This window comes from Colwellia sp. MB02u-14 (assembly GCF_014076915.1).
In the GTDB taxonomy this organism is placed as follows: Bacteria; Pseudomonadota; Gammaproteobacteria; order Enterobacterales; family Alteromonadaceae; genus Colwellia_A.
In genome coordinates this window covers 340,333-356,172 of sequence record NZ_JACGUX010000062.1, presented here as the reverse complement: position 1 = coordinate 356,172, position 15,840 = coordinate 340,333, and the positions used below count along the sequence as shown (strand labels likewise).

General features: G+C 38.0%; 12 protein-coding genes and 1 pseudogene. 9 read left to right on the top strand and 4 right to left on the bottom strand.

Annotation, left to right across the window (positions count from 1 at the left end):
• Positions 1–28: 28 nt before the first annotated feature.
• Positions 29–3,334 (top strand): S41 family peptidase, encoded by a 3,306-nt coding sequence (locus H4J52_RS06420; RefSeq protein WP_182224383.1) that lies wholly within the window; start codon positions 29–31, stop codon positions 3,332–3,334.
• Between the two features lie 411 nt (positions 3,335–3,745).
• Here the strand turns inward: H4J52_RS06420 and H4J52_RS06415 are convergent, their stop codons facing one another.
• From H4J52_RS06415 to H4J52_RS06405, 3 genes are read right to left on the bottom strand one after another with little or no spacing between them, the layout of a single operon-like run.
• Positions 3,746–5,248, bottom strand: coding sequence for an ABC transporter permease (locus tag H4J52_RS06415; protein ID WP_182179827.1), 1,503 nt, complete (start codon positions 5,246–5,248; stop codon positions 3,746–3,748).
• A 9-nt stretch (positions 5,249–5,257) separates the two neighbouring features.
• Positions 5,258–5,992, bottom strand: coding sequence for an ATP-binding cassette domain-containing protein (locus tag H4J52_RS06410; RefSeq protein ID WP_182179829.1), 735 nt, complete (start codon positions 5,990–5,992; stop codon positions 5,258–5,260).
• Entirely contained in the window at positions 5,992–6,858 is an 867-nt protein-coding gene (locus H4J52_RS06405; RefSeq protein ID WP_182224382.1) for a putative selenate ABC transporter substrate-binding protein, read from the bottom strand. The genes H4J52_RS06410 and H4J52_RS06405 overlap by 1 nt, the downstream gene beginning before the upstream one ends.
• 583 nt (positions 6,859–7,441) lie before the next feature.
• Here H4J52_RS06405 and H4J52_RS06400 point away from each other — a divergent pair.
• The 6 genes and pseudogenes from H4J52_RS06400 to H4J52_RS06375 all read left to right on the top strand — a co-directional run bounded on the left by H4J52_RS06400 (position 7,442) and on the right by H4J52_RS06375 (position 12,005).
• On the top strand, positions 7,442–8,752 hold the full coding sequence (locus tag H4J52_RS06400; protein ID WP_182179831.1) for a DEAD/DEAH box helicase: 1,311 nt from the start codon (positions 7,442–7,444) through the stop codon (positions 8,750–8,752).
• Between the two features lie 450 nt (positions 8,753–9,202).
• Positions 9,203–10,101, top strand: a pseudogene (locus tag H4J52_RS06395) (hypothetical protein).
• 179 nt (positions 10,102–10,280) lie between these two features.
• Positions 10,281–10,538 (top strand): DUF2999 family protein, encoded by a 258-nt coding sequence (locus H4J52_RS06390; protein ID WP_182179833.1) that lies wholly within the window; start codon positions 10,281–10,283, stop codon positions 10,536–10,538.
• 19 nt (positions 10,539–10,557) lie between these two features.
• On the top strand, positions 10,558–10,809 hold the full coding sequence (locus tag H4J52_RS06385; RefSeq protein WP_182179835.1) for a hypothetical protein: 252 nt from the start codon (positions 10,558–10,560) through the stop codon (positions 10,807–10,809).
• Between the two features lie 37 nt (positions 10,810–10,846).
• The gene (locus H4J52_RS06380) at positions 10,847–11,386 is read left to right on the top strand and encodes a DUF924 family protein (RefSeq protein ID WP_182224381.1); all 540 of its coding nucleotides are present in this window, start codon (positions 10,847–10,849) and stop codon (positions 11,384–11,386) included.
• Positions 11,387–11,405: 19 nt separating this feature from the next.
• Positions 11,406–12,005: an RDD family protein gene (locus H4J52_RS06375; RefSeq protein WP_182179838.1), complete on the top strand. Its 600-nt coding sequence runs from the start codon at positions 11,406–11,408 to the stop codon at positions 12,003–12,005.
• Positions 12,006–12,102: 97 nt separating this feature from the next.
• Here the strand turns inward: H4J52_RS06375 and H4J52_RS06370 are convergent, their stop codons facing one another.
• Entirely contained in the window at positions 12,103–14,415 is a 2,313-nt protein-coding gene (locus tag H4J52_RS06370; protein ID WP_182179840.1) for a DUF3656 domain-containing protein, read from the bottom strand.
• A gap of 113 nt (positions 14,416–14,528) precedes the next feature.
• Here H4J52_RS06370 and H4J52_RS06365 point away from each other — a divergent pair, with 113 nt between their 5' ends.
• Together H4J52_RS06365 and H4J52_RS06360 are read left to right on the top strand one after the other, a co-directional pair.
• Positions 14,529–15,209, top strand: coding sequence for a glutathione S-transferase (locus tag H4J52_RS06365; protein ID WP_182179842.1), 681 nt, complete (start codon positions 14,529–14,531; stop codon positions 15,207–15,209).
• 74 nt (positions 15,210–15,283) lie between these two features.
• Positions 15,284–15,811 (top strand): TlpA disulfide reductase family protein, encoded by a 528-nt coding sequence (locus H4J52_RS06360; RefSeq protein WP_182179844.1) that lies wholly within the window; start codon positions 15,284–15,286, stop codon positions 15,809–15,811.
• Positions 15,812–15,840 lie beyond the last annotated feature (29 nt).

The following is a 15,840-nucleotide window of genomic DNA, read 5'->3' as shown; positions in this document are numbered from 1 at the left end:
GTAGATTTGGCGAAATAGGAACACTAATATGACAATTGTTAATTTTACTAAGGCGCTTATTTTTAAGCTGCTCTTTCTTACTCTCTTGGTAAGTGCTGATGCTCAATCGATGGCGACGAGCGGGCCATTAAATATTGAAGGTGTTGCAATTCACCGTGATACCATTGTATTTGCCAGTAATGGACAACTCTGGATGGTGGCTGTTACAGGAGGAGAGGCCACAGTACTGACTCCTGCTAAAGGGGATGATGCTTTTCCTGTTATTTCAAAAGATGGCTCTAAGGTTGCTTTCACTCGCCGTAGTACAGGGCGAGGCGATGTGTATGTACTTGATTTAACAAGCCGTCTGACCAAACGTCTAAGCTACCATCCGTTAGCTGATGTGCCCGTTGCTTGGAGCATAGATGATACTAAGGTAATTTTTCGCTCAGCACGTGAAAATGGTCGTGCCCATCGCTTATATCAAATTGCGGTCAATGAACAATGGCCAACTGAATTATCCCTTCCTTTTGGCGTACAGTATGCCTTTGGTGATAGCGATGCGGGTAATTTTTATGTGCCCATGGGCATTTTTCCGGGCTTAAGTGAATTTCGCTATTACCGAGGTGGCATGCGTGCGGGTATCTATAAGCTAACACCTAAAACGTTTGACACTCAGCTGATTGTCGGCGAAAAATACAATGCGTTTTCTCCAATGCTTTATAACACCAGCATCAGTTATATATCTGATCAAACCGGTACTCATAATCTTTTTGTTTGTGATGTGTCTGGCGCTAATATTAAGCAACTAACCGATTTTGATAAATATGGCGTGCGCTTTGCGAGCATTGATAGCGAGCAAGGGAATATAGCGTTTGCCCGTGATGGCGCTTTGTATACCTTAAACTTAGCGAGTAACCGGGTAATCAAACTGAATGTAAGCGTCACATTAGATCGTTCTTTGATGAGAGATCGTCGAGTCGATGTTTCACGTTGGTTAACTGATTATCAGCTAATGCCCGAAGGTGAAAAGGCAATTTTATCAGCGAGAGGTGATTTATTTAGTTTTGATCTCAATAGTAAAAAATCAATTAATTTGACACAAACTCCAGGGGTAAGTGAATTTGGCGTCGCCATTGCTCACAATAGTAAGCATATCGCTTACTTCAGTGATGTCCATGGCGATAATCGTCTGGCATTAATGAACCTTAAATCAAAGACAACAGAAGCATTTATTATCGAAGAGCATCCGTCGGTTTATTATGAGTTAAGTTGGTCGCCTAATGGTCAATATTTAACGTTTGCTGATCACCGGTTGAATTTATGGTTGTTTGATAGAGTCACAGGTAAGGCAAGGATAATCGATAACTCCAACGATCCCGGTCAAGACTCTTGGTCTGGGGTCTGGTCTGGAGATGGTCGTTATTTTGCCTATATAAAAAAGCTTTATAATTATTTACCAACATTGTTTGTACGTGATTTAACAACAGGAAAAAGTCATCAAATGACTAAGGGCGATATCTATGTGGCATCACCCGCTTTTGATCAAAACGGTCAGTATCTTTATTTTATGTCGAGCTATAATCGTGCTGCATCAGACTTTAAATGGAGTGTCTTGAGTGCTTATGATCAAAGTAGTCATCTTAGTGGTCATTTGAATGTGATTTTACTGCAAAAAAATACTCCCCCTCCGGTGTTACCTGTTATTAATCAACCTAATATGAATGTAAATTGGTCTGTTACTCAACAAGGGGGCGAGATTGATTTTAATGAGATAGGTGAACGGATTATGCCGTTAGCATTACCTCATAAAGGCCTAGAAAGTATTACTGCATTATCGCCGGGGAAAATGCTGCTACAAACCATGGAATGGCCAGTTAACCCTGCGCAAGTGTCAGAACCCAGATTGGCGTTATATCTTTATGATCTTAAAAAACCTGCGAAACTTACCCAGCTAAGCTATTCAACCCAGCAGTTCACTGTTGACGCTTCGCGCCGATATGTTCTTTATAAAAAGGGCGCTAACTTTACTCTCCAAGATTTTGGTGAAGAAAAACCTCAAGTAATTGAAGTTAGCATACCGTCACTGGGGGCAAAAATTGATGTGATTAAGGAATGGCAACAGATCTATCAGTCTTCTTGGCGATACCTTAGAGAACAGTTTTACGATGCCAACGTTCATGGTTATGACACGATTGAGTTAGAGCAACACTATCAACAGTTTATACCTAACATTACCAGCCGTAGAGGGTTGAAGCGTTTTAATGATCGTATTTTCTCTCATACCTCCGTTAGTCATTTAGGGTTAGGAACTGGTGACAATGGCATTAAAATACAAAAAAATAGTCAGCCGGGATTATTAGGTGCCGATTTTATAGTGGCTAATGGCCGTTATCGGGTATCTAAAATATATCAGCAAGGGCATTACGATCGCAGAGATGGAGTTTATGGACCTTTAGATCAGCCAGGCAGCAGAGTGAAAAACGGAGAATACCTAATTTCAATTAATGGTCAAGCATTAACCGCTGAGCAAAATCTTTATCGTCCGCTAATGAATATGGCAGGGAGAGTCATATCTTTGGAAGTCTCTACCAGCGCGAATGGTGATAACAGTCGAACAGTAAAAGTAATTCCTTTGATGAGAGACGATCAACTACGAATCGCTGATTGGGCTGAAAATAACCGACGTAAAGTGGAAAAGCAAAGCGCTGGACAAGTAAGTTATTTACATATTGACGGTTATAACGCTCAAGGTATTGAAAACTTTTTGCGCGGTTATTACGGCGCGAAAGCTAAACGAGGGTTAATTATCGACCAACGTTTTAATGGTGGCGGTATCACTTCTGATCTTCTGATCTCAATGCTACAGCGCAAGCCTCTTTACGCGTATAAATTTAGATATGGCCAAGACCTTAAGGTTCCCGTCAATAGTTTTGAAGGCAAAAAGGTTTTATTGACCAATGAATGGAACGCTTCGGCAGCAGAAACATTTGCAACTATGTTTCAAAAGGCAGAGCTTGGCATTAGCGTTGGTAGACAAACGTTTGGTGCAGGTATAGGTCCGTGGGGTTTTAAAATGCAAACGATAGATAACGCAAAAGTTCAAATTCCAAATCGAGGAGCTTATCTCCCCGATGGTGATTGGGGGATTGAAAATCAAGGAGTACCGGTAATGATTGAAAAACAGATTTGGCCAAAAGACTATATTAAAAACATAGATCCGCAATTGCAAACGGCTATTAATGAGGCAATGAAGAATAATCAGAACGTTATTTTTTCTAACCCCAAATACCCTATTCATCCTGGAAGTTCCAGCTATTTAAACAAAATAATGCCGCTAGGGTTAATTCAGTAATACACAACATTAGTCGGGGGAATAGTTTATAAAGCCTAAAAATAATCGGTAAAGGACCTATATAAAAAGATAAGTTACCATTTTTTTAAATGCTTTTACAAAATATACAGTGGGTGGTGAGAGAAACCAATTCACTGTATTTCGCTGCAAGGGGGGAGAAGTAAAGTCATATACGGTCTATGTCAGGTTACTTTTTAAATAAATGACAGAAAGTTTGTCTCTATTACTGCCAAAAGTGAGCAATTAAAATTAACGTAGCAATTTTCTGCTTTTAGCGATTAAAAGTCATAAGTAAATTTTCGATGCTAACGTCTGCACTGCCCAAGAAACTGGTCTTACAACAAGGGCTAAGGTATCTATTTGCTTACTTTTAGGTGTTTTGGCAATGGTCTTTAGCTAAATAAATAAAGTTTAACAACTCACTTGACTCGCTTTTGGTAACTTAAGCAGTCGTCTTGATAGGATATCAATAACGACATTGAGCAGGGCGGTACAGGTGATCAGTACCAGTGCATTGCTGTAGCGTATTTCGCTGAAGCTACTGTCGATATAAAATCCTAAGGTCATAATACCTAAAATGCCAAACACGGCAGTTTCTCGTACGATTATCTCAAAACGATAGAACATTAAGGCCATTATATTAGGATAGATACTCGGCATTATGTGGTAGTTAAATTGGTTTAGCTTACTTATCTGCATTTGCTGTGGTGCAATGGTGTTACTTTGTCGAACAGCCAAGTAGGCGATAACGCAGCCATTGTGTATGGCTAATGCGATTATTGCCGGTAACATTGAAGGGCCAAGCAGCATTAAAAAGATAAATGCTAAAATATATTCTGGTACGCAGCGGCCTATTAATAACATTAACTGTCCCAACCAAGTTAATGGCACTGGCGATAATTGTTTACTTGCTAAAGCATGAGCATTTAAAGTAACAAAGTGGGTAGCTGACAAGGCAAGTAAGGCTAAAGTCATGGTCGCTATTACGCCTGGAATCGCTTGCAGTGTTATAATATCGCTAAGCCAAACATAGAGTGAAAGCCATTGCACTTCTGCAAACGTCGCCGTGTTTACCAACATCGGTGGCAATATATCTTGGCTAATAAACCGGACTAATAAGCTGCTGTCTACCGCAGGAATCTCTACCAATGTGACGCAAGCAATAACGAGGTAAACCCCGAGTAATTTAGGTGGGCACCAATAACGAATGGTGCCAATAAGAGCAACGAATAGCATCAATAATGCGGCGCCTTCGTTATAATTCCCTTGTTTAAAAGCTGTTTCCATATAAAAACCTAGCGTTGGCATACCAATAAAACCGAGGACGGCGCTACTGCGTAGGGCACATTCAAAGCGGTAACGAGTGTAGGCCATAAGTTGCGGCAGCACCTGAGCTATTTTTCCATAAATATAACGGCTAATAATATCTGCGCGGCTATCGATAATTTCTAAAGGGCTGTCTGATGATTGGTTGACAATATCGTGAAATACTCGGGCAAAAGTTGCGGCAAATGGGATCGCTATCGCTAAAATCCCGGTGATGGGAGAAAGACCAAAAACCTGTAAGAATAACAGTGCCCAAAAGATTTCATGAATAGCCCGAAAAAAAGAGCAGCAGCCAGAGACTATGGGGTTTTGATATATTAGGGCAAGGGGTGCACCAACTATTAACCCTAAAAATACACCGATAATGGCAAAATTAATGGTTTGAATTACCGCTTGAAAGAGGTATTCGGTGGCAAAAAAATTGGGGGACATTAACCCTTGTGCCATCAGCGTTAATTCAAGAAAAGGGTCGAAGTTTACAATTTCTATATCGGCGAAAGGAAGAATAACCAAGGCGATAAGCCAAATTGATAAAGTGACTTTTTGCCAATAGCCCAAAGGATATTGTCTATTTTTAAGCGGCGCCATAAAATAAACCTACGCGACAGCGCTCGTTTGAAAGAGCTTGGTAATTTGTTGTTGGTTAATACTCTGCTGTTTGCTGTCGAGTACCAGTCGACCTTTATCTAAGGCGATAACACGGTCGAAGGCGTTCATTGCAAGTTCTCGGTCATGCATCACCATAATGACGCTGTTGTGCTGTGCGAATACGATGTCGAGTAATCTTGCCGTCATTAATGGGTCAAGCGCAGAAAAAGGCTCGTCACCAATAAAAATTCCTTGTTGCTGATACAAGGCTCTTGCTAATGCAACTCGTTGTCTTTGCCCTCCAGAAAGCTGATTTACTTTTTTAGCCAAGGGTTGGTCTAACTCTAACTGCTGACAAAGTGCGGTGATCTCGTTGAGGTTTTTTTTGAACGGCTTAATTAAATTTATTAAGTTATATAACCAGTGATGGCGGGCTAAAGTGCCCATAAATACATTGTGATAAATACTTAAATTATCAACTAAGCCTTGTCGTTGAGAACAAAGAGCTGCACGGCTTTGTAAGGTTTGATACAAATGGTGCAGTAAGCTAGATTTTCCTGCACCTGATGGACCAATAATCGCAACTTTTTCACCTTCATTGATGGTTAGGCTCAGATCAAAAATAACCTGTGTAGATGCCTTATGCTTACCGGTGCTTTTACCTGTGTTCTTATCGGTAGTTTTACCAGAGCTATACTTGGCTGTTTTATTATAATGAAGGTTTAGGTTGTCGATTATTATCATTAATCGATAAGTCCTATCTTTTTAGCGACGGTTAATACCGGTTCAAAATCTTTATTTGTCGCGTTAACAAATGAAGAACGAGGAAAACTTTTTAGTAGCTCAAGATTATTCATGTTAAGCAATGCCGCCTGTACTTTATCTTTGAACCCTTTGCCAAACTTAGCATCAACACCTGCGCGTATTGTCCATTGGTAGTCAGGGTAAGCAGGTGTTTCCCAAATCACGCTGACTTTATTCGAGTCTATTTTTCCTGAGACAAGGGTTGTTTCCCAGACTTTATAATTAACGGCACCAATTTCATAAGCCCCCGCTTGCACTTGGGCAATAGTACGGCTATGGTCACCGGAAAAACCAACACGTTTAAACGCTTGCTGTGGCTTTTTCTCTAAATGCTTTTCGATATAATATTGTGGCATCAATCGACCTGATGTAGAGCCTTTTGAACCAAAGGTGAAGGTTTTCTGGCTAATAGCAGGAAAACTTTCGCTGCGCTCTAAGCCCGTACTATAGTGAGCAATAAAATAGCTTTTAAAAAACTGGTCTTCATAACCTTGGGCGATCGCTTGCGAATCTGGTACTAATCGTCTGGCTTGTACACCAGATAAACCGCCAAACCAGGCAAGTTGCACTTGGTTATTTCTAAAGGCTGTTACCGCTGCAGAGTAAGACTTTACCGGTACATACTCTACTTTAACGCCAAGTTTTTGCTCTAAATAAAGAGCAACCTTCTCGAAACGGGTTCTAAGTTGAGATTCGTCTTCATCAGGGATCGCAGTAAAAGTAAACGTCGCGGCGCTTGTGTTGATATTTACAAATAGGCTTAGGGTTAACGCACATAATGTTATTAGTTTAGTGACTGTTTTCATCATATCTCTGTTTATTAGCAATTTATCAATACAATCAACGTTATATCGTTAATATCATAAACTACGGAAGTTCGATGGCGCATTATCACTTAAAAAATAGGAATTCACACTCTTTTGCTTTGTTATTGAATTTATATCCCATAACCTCAATTTTTTTGATAACACATTATTAAAGAATAGCTTTATGTTTACTGATGTTAGGTTGATTCTGAATCGCCAGTTGTTATGGGTCTTAATTTTTTGGCAAATTTTTAACGGATTAGAAGTAATAGCAGTGTAACGTCTAAAGATAATGATTGATTATGTAACTACGGGGAGTTGAGTCAGTTATGCATATCTGATACTAATTACACTCATTACTTTGAGAGGCAATACATAAAGGTCAGTATTTCTCTATTTCTGTATTTGAGTGTTAGGGTAAAACCAAGTTAAATATTGGGTTAACATAAAATAAAACGAATATGATGGTTTGATAACGTCGTGCTGAACAACATTAAAGTATTGTCTGATCGAATTCACTAACTTACCCGCCATAAATAAGCTAAAATAGCGGCACTTATCTAAGCTTTGAGCCCTTTAATTAATGACTTCTGTCGCAACCCCAGCAAATTTTAACGAACTTGGCCTTATTCCCCCTTTGTTAGCTCGATTAACTGAACTGGAATATCAGCAACCTACGCCTATTCAAGCACAAGCTATACCCAGTGTATTAGCGGGGCATGACTTAATTGCAGGGGCAAATACAGGCTCGGGTAAAACAGCCACTTTTGCATTACCACTTTTGCAGCACCTTTTTCAGCAAAAAAGCGTGGATAAATCATTAAGTAACAAAGGTAACTATGTATCTGGACTGATATTAGTGCCGACCCGTGAACTGGCTAAACAAGTTGCTGACAGTATTAAGTCTTATTCGGCACATTTTAACGGCGCGATTAAAACGCTTGCTGTTTTTGGTGGGGTATCAGCGAATACACAAATGCTGGCATTACGTGGTGGTGCTGATATTTTGGTTGCAACGCCGGGTCGACTACTCGATTTGATCTCAAGTAATGCCGTCAAGCTTGATTTGGTGAAAACCTTAGTGCTTGATGAAGCCGACAGAATGTTAAGTTTAGGCTTTACTGAAGAGCTAACTGCGCTGTTAGCTCTATTACCTAAGAAAAAACAAATATTATTATTTTCAGCAACTTTTCCTGATCAAGTAAAAGCGTTAACTCAAGCGTTACTGCACAATCCGATTGAAATACAAGTGCAAAGCAGCGATGCGAGTACTTTGGTACAGCGTGTTTTTACCGTTAACAAGGGTGATAAAACCGCTGTGTTAGCACATTTAATTAAAGAAAATGAATGGCGACAAGCGCTGATTTTTGTTAATGCTAAACACCATTGTGAGCATTTAGCTGAAAAATTAGCTAAACGTGGTATTACCGCCGAGGTGTTTCATGGTGATAAAGGCCAAGGTGAACGCAGTAGAGTACTTGACGGCTTTAAAGCCGGTGAGATTGACGTGCTAATTGCTACTGATATTGCTGCACGCGGTATAGACATTGAAAAACTGCCTGTGGTGATCAATTTCAATTTACCGAGAAGTCCATCAGACTACATGCATCGTATTGGCCGAAGTGGCCGCGCGGGCGAAGTAGGCTTAGCATTGTCATTAATAGATCATGAAGACTTCCACCACTTTAGTGTCATTGAAAAAAAGAATAAAATTCGTCTTGAACGTGAGCAAGTAAAGGGGTTTGAAGCGGATGAAGTGAGTAGTGATTCAATAACTGCCGCAGAGAAGCCAATGGCAAAACCTGAAGGTACAGGTAAGAAAAAACGTAAAAAGAAAACGCCAGTCAATACCATCAACGCCGATATCTGGTCTGGGTATGCTGATCCAGAATAAACGGCAAATACTGATATAGTCTCCAGTCTTTTGTGGGTTCATTGATTTATTAGATTCATTATATCGTGGGTCCTCGTGGCCCAGATAAGTGTGCAAGGGATTGGCGCGTATAAAAGGCTATACAGGTATCTAGCGGTTAACGTTAATTTTGAGCTTTTTAGTGGTATTTTAAGCCATAAGCCAAACCAAGAGATGCAGATTGATTTTAGCATCTCTTTAGATACATTTATCATAGAGATGCTGGTATATACTTTGTAAACTTGCCCACCTATTAAAGTCTACGATTACCTCATTTATTTCATTTTATAATCCAGTGTTAACCAAGCTACATTATATGAAAATCTATGGCACACCACTCCATCGCTAAATACTGGGTAGAAGCGTTTTACAACCAACTAAAAAATGGTAAAACGTTTTTGGAAAAAAAACATGCCCTCTTAAACGCCCTAAATAGTTTATAATAGCCTTAAAATAACCCTTTATTTTAGTACGTTGATTTATATTGTTGTCGGCTCATCAATTAAGCATCATTTTAATAATAAGCTTGTCTCCATGGATGAAAGCTCACTGAAGTTTCAGGTATTGAATTTGATAAAAAAGGTAAGCTTTGGTCAATAAATGATGGAGGAGATCAACCTAATTTATACAGAGTTGAACCTGATGGGACAATAAGTAAAACGGTTTTTATCACTAACGCTAAGAATATTTACTGGGAAGACATGACTCAAGATGATTTTGGACATTTCTTTTTAGGAGACTTTGGTAATAACGAGAATAAGCGAAAATGGTTAACGATATATAAAATAGAAAACCCTATTGATATTAAAGGAGAGACTACCAGCGCTGAAATAATTAAATTTATGTATCCAGAGCAAATAAGTTATCCGCCAAAAGAAAATCAGAAAAAATATGATTTAAAAGCGTTTGTTTTTTACAAAAAGAAATTGTATTTATTGACAAACAATAGAACGGTGCCGTTTGATGGAGAAACTAACTTATATCGAATAGGGGCTTATGCAGCTAATCACCAAGCCAAGAAACTCAGTGCATCTAGCACTTGTACCCATCATGAGAAACTTTGTTGGATAACTTTGGCGGCACTAAGTCCAAACAAAAAGAAATTGGTATTACTCGACTCACAAAGACTAGGGTTATTTGAAAATTGGCAAGATGATGACTTCTGTTCAGGTGATGCTTATGAAATAGATCTAGGCACCATTACGCAAAAAGAATCGGTGACTTTTTATGATGATAATACCGTTGTTTATACTGACGAAGAGTTTATGGGCATTGGTAGGAATGCCTATTTAATTAAACTTGATGAGCAGAAAAAAATCCCTGTTCGATAAACCGCTTAGTTACACGATGTAAATATCTCTATTATTTTGTATTCGCTCTAAAATAAAATATGCGGAGTAAACTTTACTCACATTAAATAGAGTGAGTGAATCAAGAAAATATATTGGTAAATGTCTGTTGAAATAGCGACAATAGCAATTATATAATTTTTATAGTTTTAGGAAAAATAATGAACCCAATTATTCAGGCGTTAAAAGAATTAAATGTAAGTGAAGAAAAAATTAAAGAACTTTTTCAAGTGCTAACTGAAAATCCAATGATGGCGATGATGAATATTCAATCATTAGGTTTACCACCTGAGAAGCTGCAATCAATTATGATGATGGTGATGACTAGCCCTGATCTCATTAAAGAAGCGGTTGAAGAATTAGGTTTAGATTTTGCTAAGGTTGAAGCGGCTAAAGCTAAACTAAAAGAAAATCAATAACGGCTGACATTTTTAACTGATGGCTAAGCCTAATAAGAAAGTCCCGGAAAAGTCTGTCGATATTTATTGCAGTAAGTGCAGAGCACCTTTGTATAAGTATAAAAAAGGCGGTAAAGGGGCTTTAGTTAAATGTTTTAAAGTACGTATAGTTAAAGACTTTACTGTTATCCCTTGCGTTTGTCCAAACTGCGAAAGTATCTTTTCACGTGAGATGTTAATTCGTGGCATGCCTGCATTTAAAATGATTGGCGGCAAAGTTACTTTTAAATAAATCTTGTTTCATTAGCAAGCGGACTAAGGTGTTGTAAATGAACGAAGACGATATTTTAAATTTCTGGTTTAAAGAAATAGAACCGTCACAATGGTGGGTGAAAGATTTAGCGCTTGATGAACTTATTATCAACAGGTTTTCAACGGTCCATCAGTTGGCCAACAACTGTGAGTTATTTCTATGGCGATCAACACCTAAAGGTCGGCTTGCTGAAATTATTTTATTAGACCAATTCTCTAGAAATATGTACCGTAATACGCCACGTTCTTTTGCTGCTGATAAGCTTGCTTTAGCGCTTGCCCAAGAAGCGATTAATGTTGGTGCTGATAAATATTTAAATGCACTTGAAAGAAACTTTCTCTATATGCCGTTTATGCACAGTGAATCTCTAGCAATACATGAAGTTGCTATTAAGTTGTATTTTGACAATGGCGTTGATTCAAGTATAGATTTTGAACAACAGCATAAAATAATAATAGAAAGATTTGGGCGTTATCCGCACCGCAATAAAATACTAAACAGAGTATTAAGCAATGAAGAAATTGAGTTTTTAACACAAACTAATTCTTCTTTTTAATGAAGGAGCAGTGATCTACATGGATTCAAAAATTGACTTTACGTCATATACATTAGAAGAACTACATTCAGCAGCAGACACTATCGATAGTGAGAAGTACCCTGAAAGAGCAGAGGAAATTAACCGGTTGATTCAAGAAAGGCCTGTTATTCATCCTGAGGAAGTTGACAATACAAAAAGAGTTGGCGAAAAAGCAACAAGAGGTGATCGCTTCATTGCCGCCTTAATCGACGGTGTTATTGGCATAATTTCTGTCATACCTATTTTTATTTATGTTGATTTTGAAATACTTACTGACCCCACGTTTTCTTTATCGGTGATGTTACTTGCTTATGGCATTATGGTAGGTTTTATTTTACATGGTTATCTTCTTTACCATTATGGCCAAACGATTGGTAAGAATTTTATGTCAATTCGTATTGAGAATTTAGATAATACCAAGGCAAATTTAACGACAATTTACTTTAAGCGTATGATACCGATGCAAATACTTTCAATAGTGCCTTTTGGTGGTCAATTTATTGCAGGTATTGTTAACCCACTCTTTATTTTTGGTAAAGAAAAGCGTTGCTTACATGACTATGTAGCGAAAACAAAAGTGTGTTATACCAATAATTAGACGCTACAGAGAAGGGGTGAATATTCACGATAAGCTGCAGCGTTTTATTATTTACTATGATAATAGACGCTGCAACGTTATGAATTATAAGGGCTAGTTACAATCCCGTGTGATACTGGCTGTCAGTTGACTCTGGCACCATAACATTCAGTGTTTCAGAAACGTTTGAATTACCTTTAAGTAACGCCTCAAACTGAGTAATTAACAACGCTTTTTCAGGCATTTCTTTATCACCAGAACCAATGTTCGTTAAATCAACCATAAAGCCGTCAAATAAATCACTTAGGTCTTCAATAATCTCAGTATTTAAAAACTGATCTTGATTATAAATACTTGGGTAACCTGCTTTTTGTTTGTCGATAGCAAACGAAACACCTTTCAAATTAGTAATGCTGGTTGATTTATCACATGACAGCATACAGCCATTATCAATACGTGGTTTTTCACAGCCAACACTTTGTTGAAAGAAACACTGTCTGCTGGCCATTAATAAAATGGGGTGGTAAATACTATAAAACAGTTTGAAATTTTCAGGGCGAGCAATATTTCTGATTTGCTGACGGTTTATTTCGTTAGAAATAAACGCTCCTTTACAATCAAACCCTTCTTGCATCGCAAGTAAAGCGTAAGAGTTCGTGGTGTTTAGAAATGGACCTGCTATCCATTGAATACCTAACCGGTTGGCTTCATAAGCGATACCGGTATTATTAGTCACAATAAGCTCAGGTCTTACTTGTTCTAATATGTTAACTGCGACGTCGTAATCTTTACCAATTAATACCGAAGAAAACCAAGGGATAAGACGAGGGTTGTCTTTTAGAAAACCAACATATTTAGTGCAACCGCGTTTATAAGCTTCAGGCAGTTTAAAGTAAATGTCAGCATCAGTTAAACTGGCTAATTCTACATCACTTTCATCACAAATAAGAATGGATAGCTCTGCTTTTGCATCAACCGTGGTTGTTACTTTCGGATGCCTAGTTAACTTAGGTAATTGCACTTCAGCTATTACGGGTTTTGAATTGTTTAAAAGGAATGCGGCTTGATTTTTTAACACCGTTAATTCTTTAAAAGGAATACTTAAACCGTCTTCTAAGCCTTGTGTGAGTATTTCTACAAGGTTGAAATGTGCATTATTGAAACTCTTAAAGCGCTTTTCAACGGTCTCCCTATCAATACTGATTTTGCCACTTTTTACTAAAACACTTTGTGACTTTAGTTCAAAACTTTTAGTTTCTATGCCTTTATCGCTGTTGTCAGCATCAACAAAAGGTTGTTGTTGAGAAAGTTCTTTTGTGGTTACTGTTAAGGTGAGTGGTTGATCACTCTGCCCTGAAAAAGTTAACGTTAACGGTATTTTATCAATCGTTAAGTGTTTTATTTTATCGTCAACAGAAGCGTTTATAACTTGCTTCTCATCATTAAGCTTTTGCTCAACTTCTTGAATTTGTACAACAGAAATCGCATTACTTTTATCTACGGCATAATATTTAGAATTATCACGCGGGTTTTCTGTAAACATTGATTGGTTTAAATCGCCACGTAAAAAGGCGTTAGAAAAATCGCGGTTAAATACTTTGTATAGTCTTTCACCGTCTTCAAGTAGCTCACCCGTTTTAAGAAAACCATCAATTTGCTTACGAAAGCTGTCAACAACCGTGTGTACATAGCTCGCGCCTTTAATTCGGCCTTCAATTTTAAATGAATGAACACCCGCTTCAATAAGTGCAGGTAAATCAAAAAATGCAGAGTTATCTTTAATATTTAACGGGAATTTATTACCTGTTGCCGTTGGCTCATATTCTTCACGACAAGCTTGGCTACAACGACCACGATTACCTGAATTACCGACACTGGCAGAAGTTGAATAACACAGCCCAGAAAATGCGACACATAATGAACCATGCACGAAAACTTCAGTTAACGTATCATGCGCTTTACCTGCTGCTGCCATAGCCGTTATTTCACGTAAATCTAACTCTCTTGATAAATTCACGCGTGACGCGCCAAGTTTTTTCAAGAAAGGTATTTGACCAACATTATGTGTTGTTAATTGTGTTGATGCGTGAATATCAAGTGTTGGGAAATACTTTTTAAGAATGTAGAACATACCAATATCTTGCACAATAACGCCATCGAGTGTGGTGTTAGCAAGTTTGGTTAATAATTTAGCCAGTGAAGCAAATTCGCGTTCTAAAATAACAACATTCAAGGTTAAAAAAATTTCGCATTGATACTGATGAGCTAAGCGAATAACACCCACAAGCTGATCAAATGAGATATTAGTAGCACGATTTCTGGCGTTAAAAGTATCTAGGCCACAGTAAACGGCATTGGCGCCAGCAATAATAGCTGCTTTAATTGCTTCGACATCACCGCCGGGTGCTAATAATTCTATTTTTGGATCCATGAGGTCACTTATTCTTCACTTAAATTTAAAGGTGGCGATTTTACCGATATATTTCCTTAATGAATACCGTTAAAGTAACTTATTCTTGTATATTTTTTATAAATAAAATCACCATGACGTCAAATTTACCCTTACCTATATTATATTCTCTTCGAAACTGTCCGTATGCTATGCGTGCAAGAATCGCAATATATTATGCAAAACAAAAAGTTGCACTGCGAGATTTAGTGTTAACTGACAAACCTGATGAAATGCTCAAGGCATCACCTAAAGGAACTGTGCCCGTTTTAGTCACTGAACAGGTCCCAGATAAAATAGTCGTTATTGAAGAAAGTTTAGACGTTATGTTATGGGCTTTACATGAAAGTGACCCTGATAACTTGTTGCATAGCGAAACGCCTCACTTATTATCTGAAATGTTATTGCTAATTTCACAGTTCGATAATGAATTTAAAGCCTGTTTTGATAAATATCAATGTGCAAAACGTTATCATGAAGATTCACTTGAAAATGACAGAAAAGCATGTGAAAAGTACATCGCAGATTTAGAGCAACGTTTACAGTTCAATGATTTTTTGATGTCAAACAAAGCCAGTGTAGCTGATATCGCCTTGTTGCCTTTTATTCGTAAATTTTCAAAAGTCGAGCGCCAATGGTATCTACATTCACCATACCCCAGACTACGAGCATGGTTAAATAACTATTTGCAAAGCCGAATGTTCAGTAAAGTGATGACCCAATATCCATTATGGCTAGAAAAAAGAGAGCTCGTTATTTTTGGTGGCGAAACTTAAAAAATACTTTCTTAAGTTTTCCTTAAGAAAACTGAATTATCATTGAATTACTTATATTTTTTGATGGTATTTTAGTGAATATACACCTTATCGAACATCCCTGTAAAACCGCTCCTTCGGTGGCTCAAAAACTTCAATTCGTTTCTTTATTAACGCTAACTTTTTTTCTGTTTTTAAGTGCTGCCCAAGCACAAAGTGTCGCAAAAATTTCAGCTAAAACGCAATTAGACCGCTTAATCGCTCAGCACCGTGGTGAAGTGATTTATGTTGATTTTTGGGCGTCTTGGTGTGGACCTTGTCGTAAATCATTCCCGTGGATGAATAAAATGCAACGTGAGCATCAATCAAAAGGCTTTACAGTGGTTAGTATTAATCTTGATGCGGAACAAGCCTTGGCAAAAGAATTTTTACAGGATAATTCTGCCAACTTTGCAGTTGTTTATGATCCTAAAGGAGACTTAGCGCGCTTTTTTAAAATTCAAGGTATGCCAAGTAGTTTGATTATAAACAAGGAAGGCGAGATTAAATACGCACACAGTGGTTTTTTTACCGCAAAAGTTTCACAATACGAACAAGAAATTCAACAGTTACTTGCTCTCTAACCGATAATACAAAGAAAATAACGAGGTTT

Coding starts and splice junctions, on each gene's coding strand:
- H4J52_RS06410 (WP_182179829.1), bottom strand. CDS start 5,992: ATGATAATAATCGACAACCTAAACCTTCATTATAATAAAACAGCCAAG.
- H4J52_RS06415 (WP_182179827.1), bottom strand. CDS start 5,248: ATGGCGCCGCTTAAAAATAGACAATATCCTTTGGGCTATTGGCAAAAA.
- H4J52_RS06370 (WP_182179840.1), bottom strand. CDS start 14,415: ATGGATCCAAAAATAGAATTATTAGCACCCGGCGGTGATGTCGAAGCA.
- H4J52_RS06365 (WP_182179842.1), top strand. CDS start 14,529: ATGACGTCAAATTTACCCTTACCTATATTATATTCTCTTCGAAACTGT.
- H4J52_RS06375 (WP_182179838.1), top strand. CDS start 11,406: ATGGATTCAAAAATTGACTTTACGTCATATACATTAGAAGAACTACAT.
- H4J52_RS06400 (WP_182179831.1), top strand. CDS start 7,442: ATGACTTCTGTCGCAACCCCAGCAAATTTTAACGAACTTGGCCTTATT.
- H4J52_RS06405 (WP_182224382.1), bottom strand. CDS start 6,858: ATGAAAACAGTCACTAAACTAATAACATTATGTGCGTTAACCCTAAGC.
- H4J52_RS06390 (WP_182179833.1), top strand. CDS start 10,281: ATGAACCCAATTATTCAGGCGTTAAAAGAATTAAATGTAAGTGAAGAA.
- H4J52_RS06385 (WP_182179835.1), top strand. CDS start 10,558: ATGGCTAAGCCTAATAAGAAAGTCCCGGAAAAGTCTGTCGATATTTAT.
- H4J52_RS06420 (WP_182224383.1), top strand. CDS start 29: ATGACAATTGTTAATTTTACTAAGGCGCTTATTTTTAAGCTGCTCTTT.
- H4J52_RS06380 (WP_182224381.1), top strand. CDS start 10,847: ATGAACGAAGACGATATTTTAAATTTCTGGTTTAAAGAAATAGAACCG.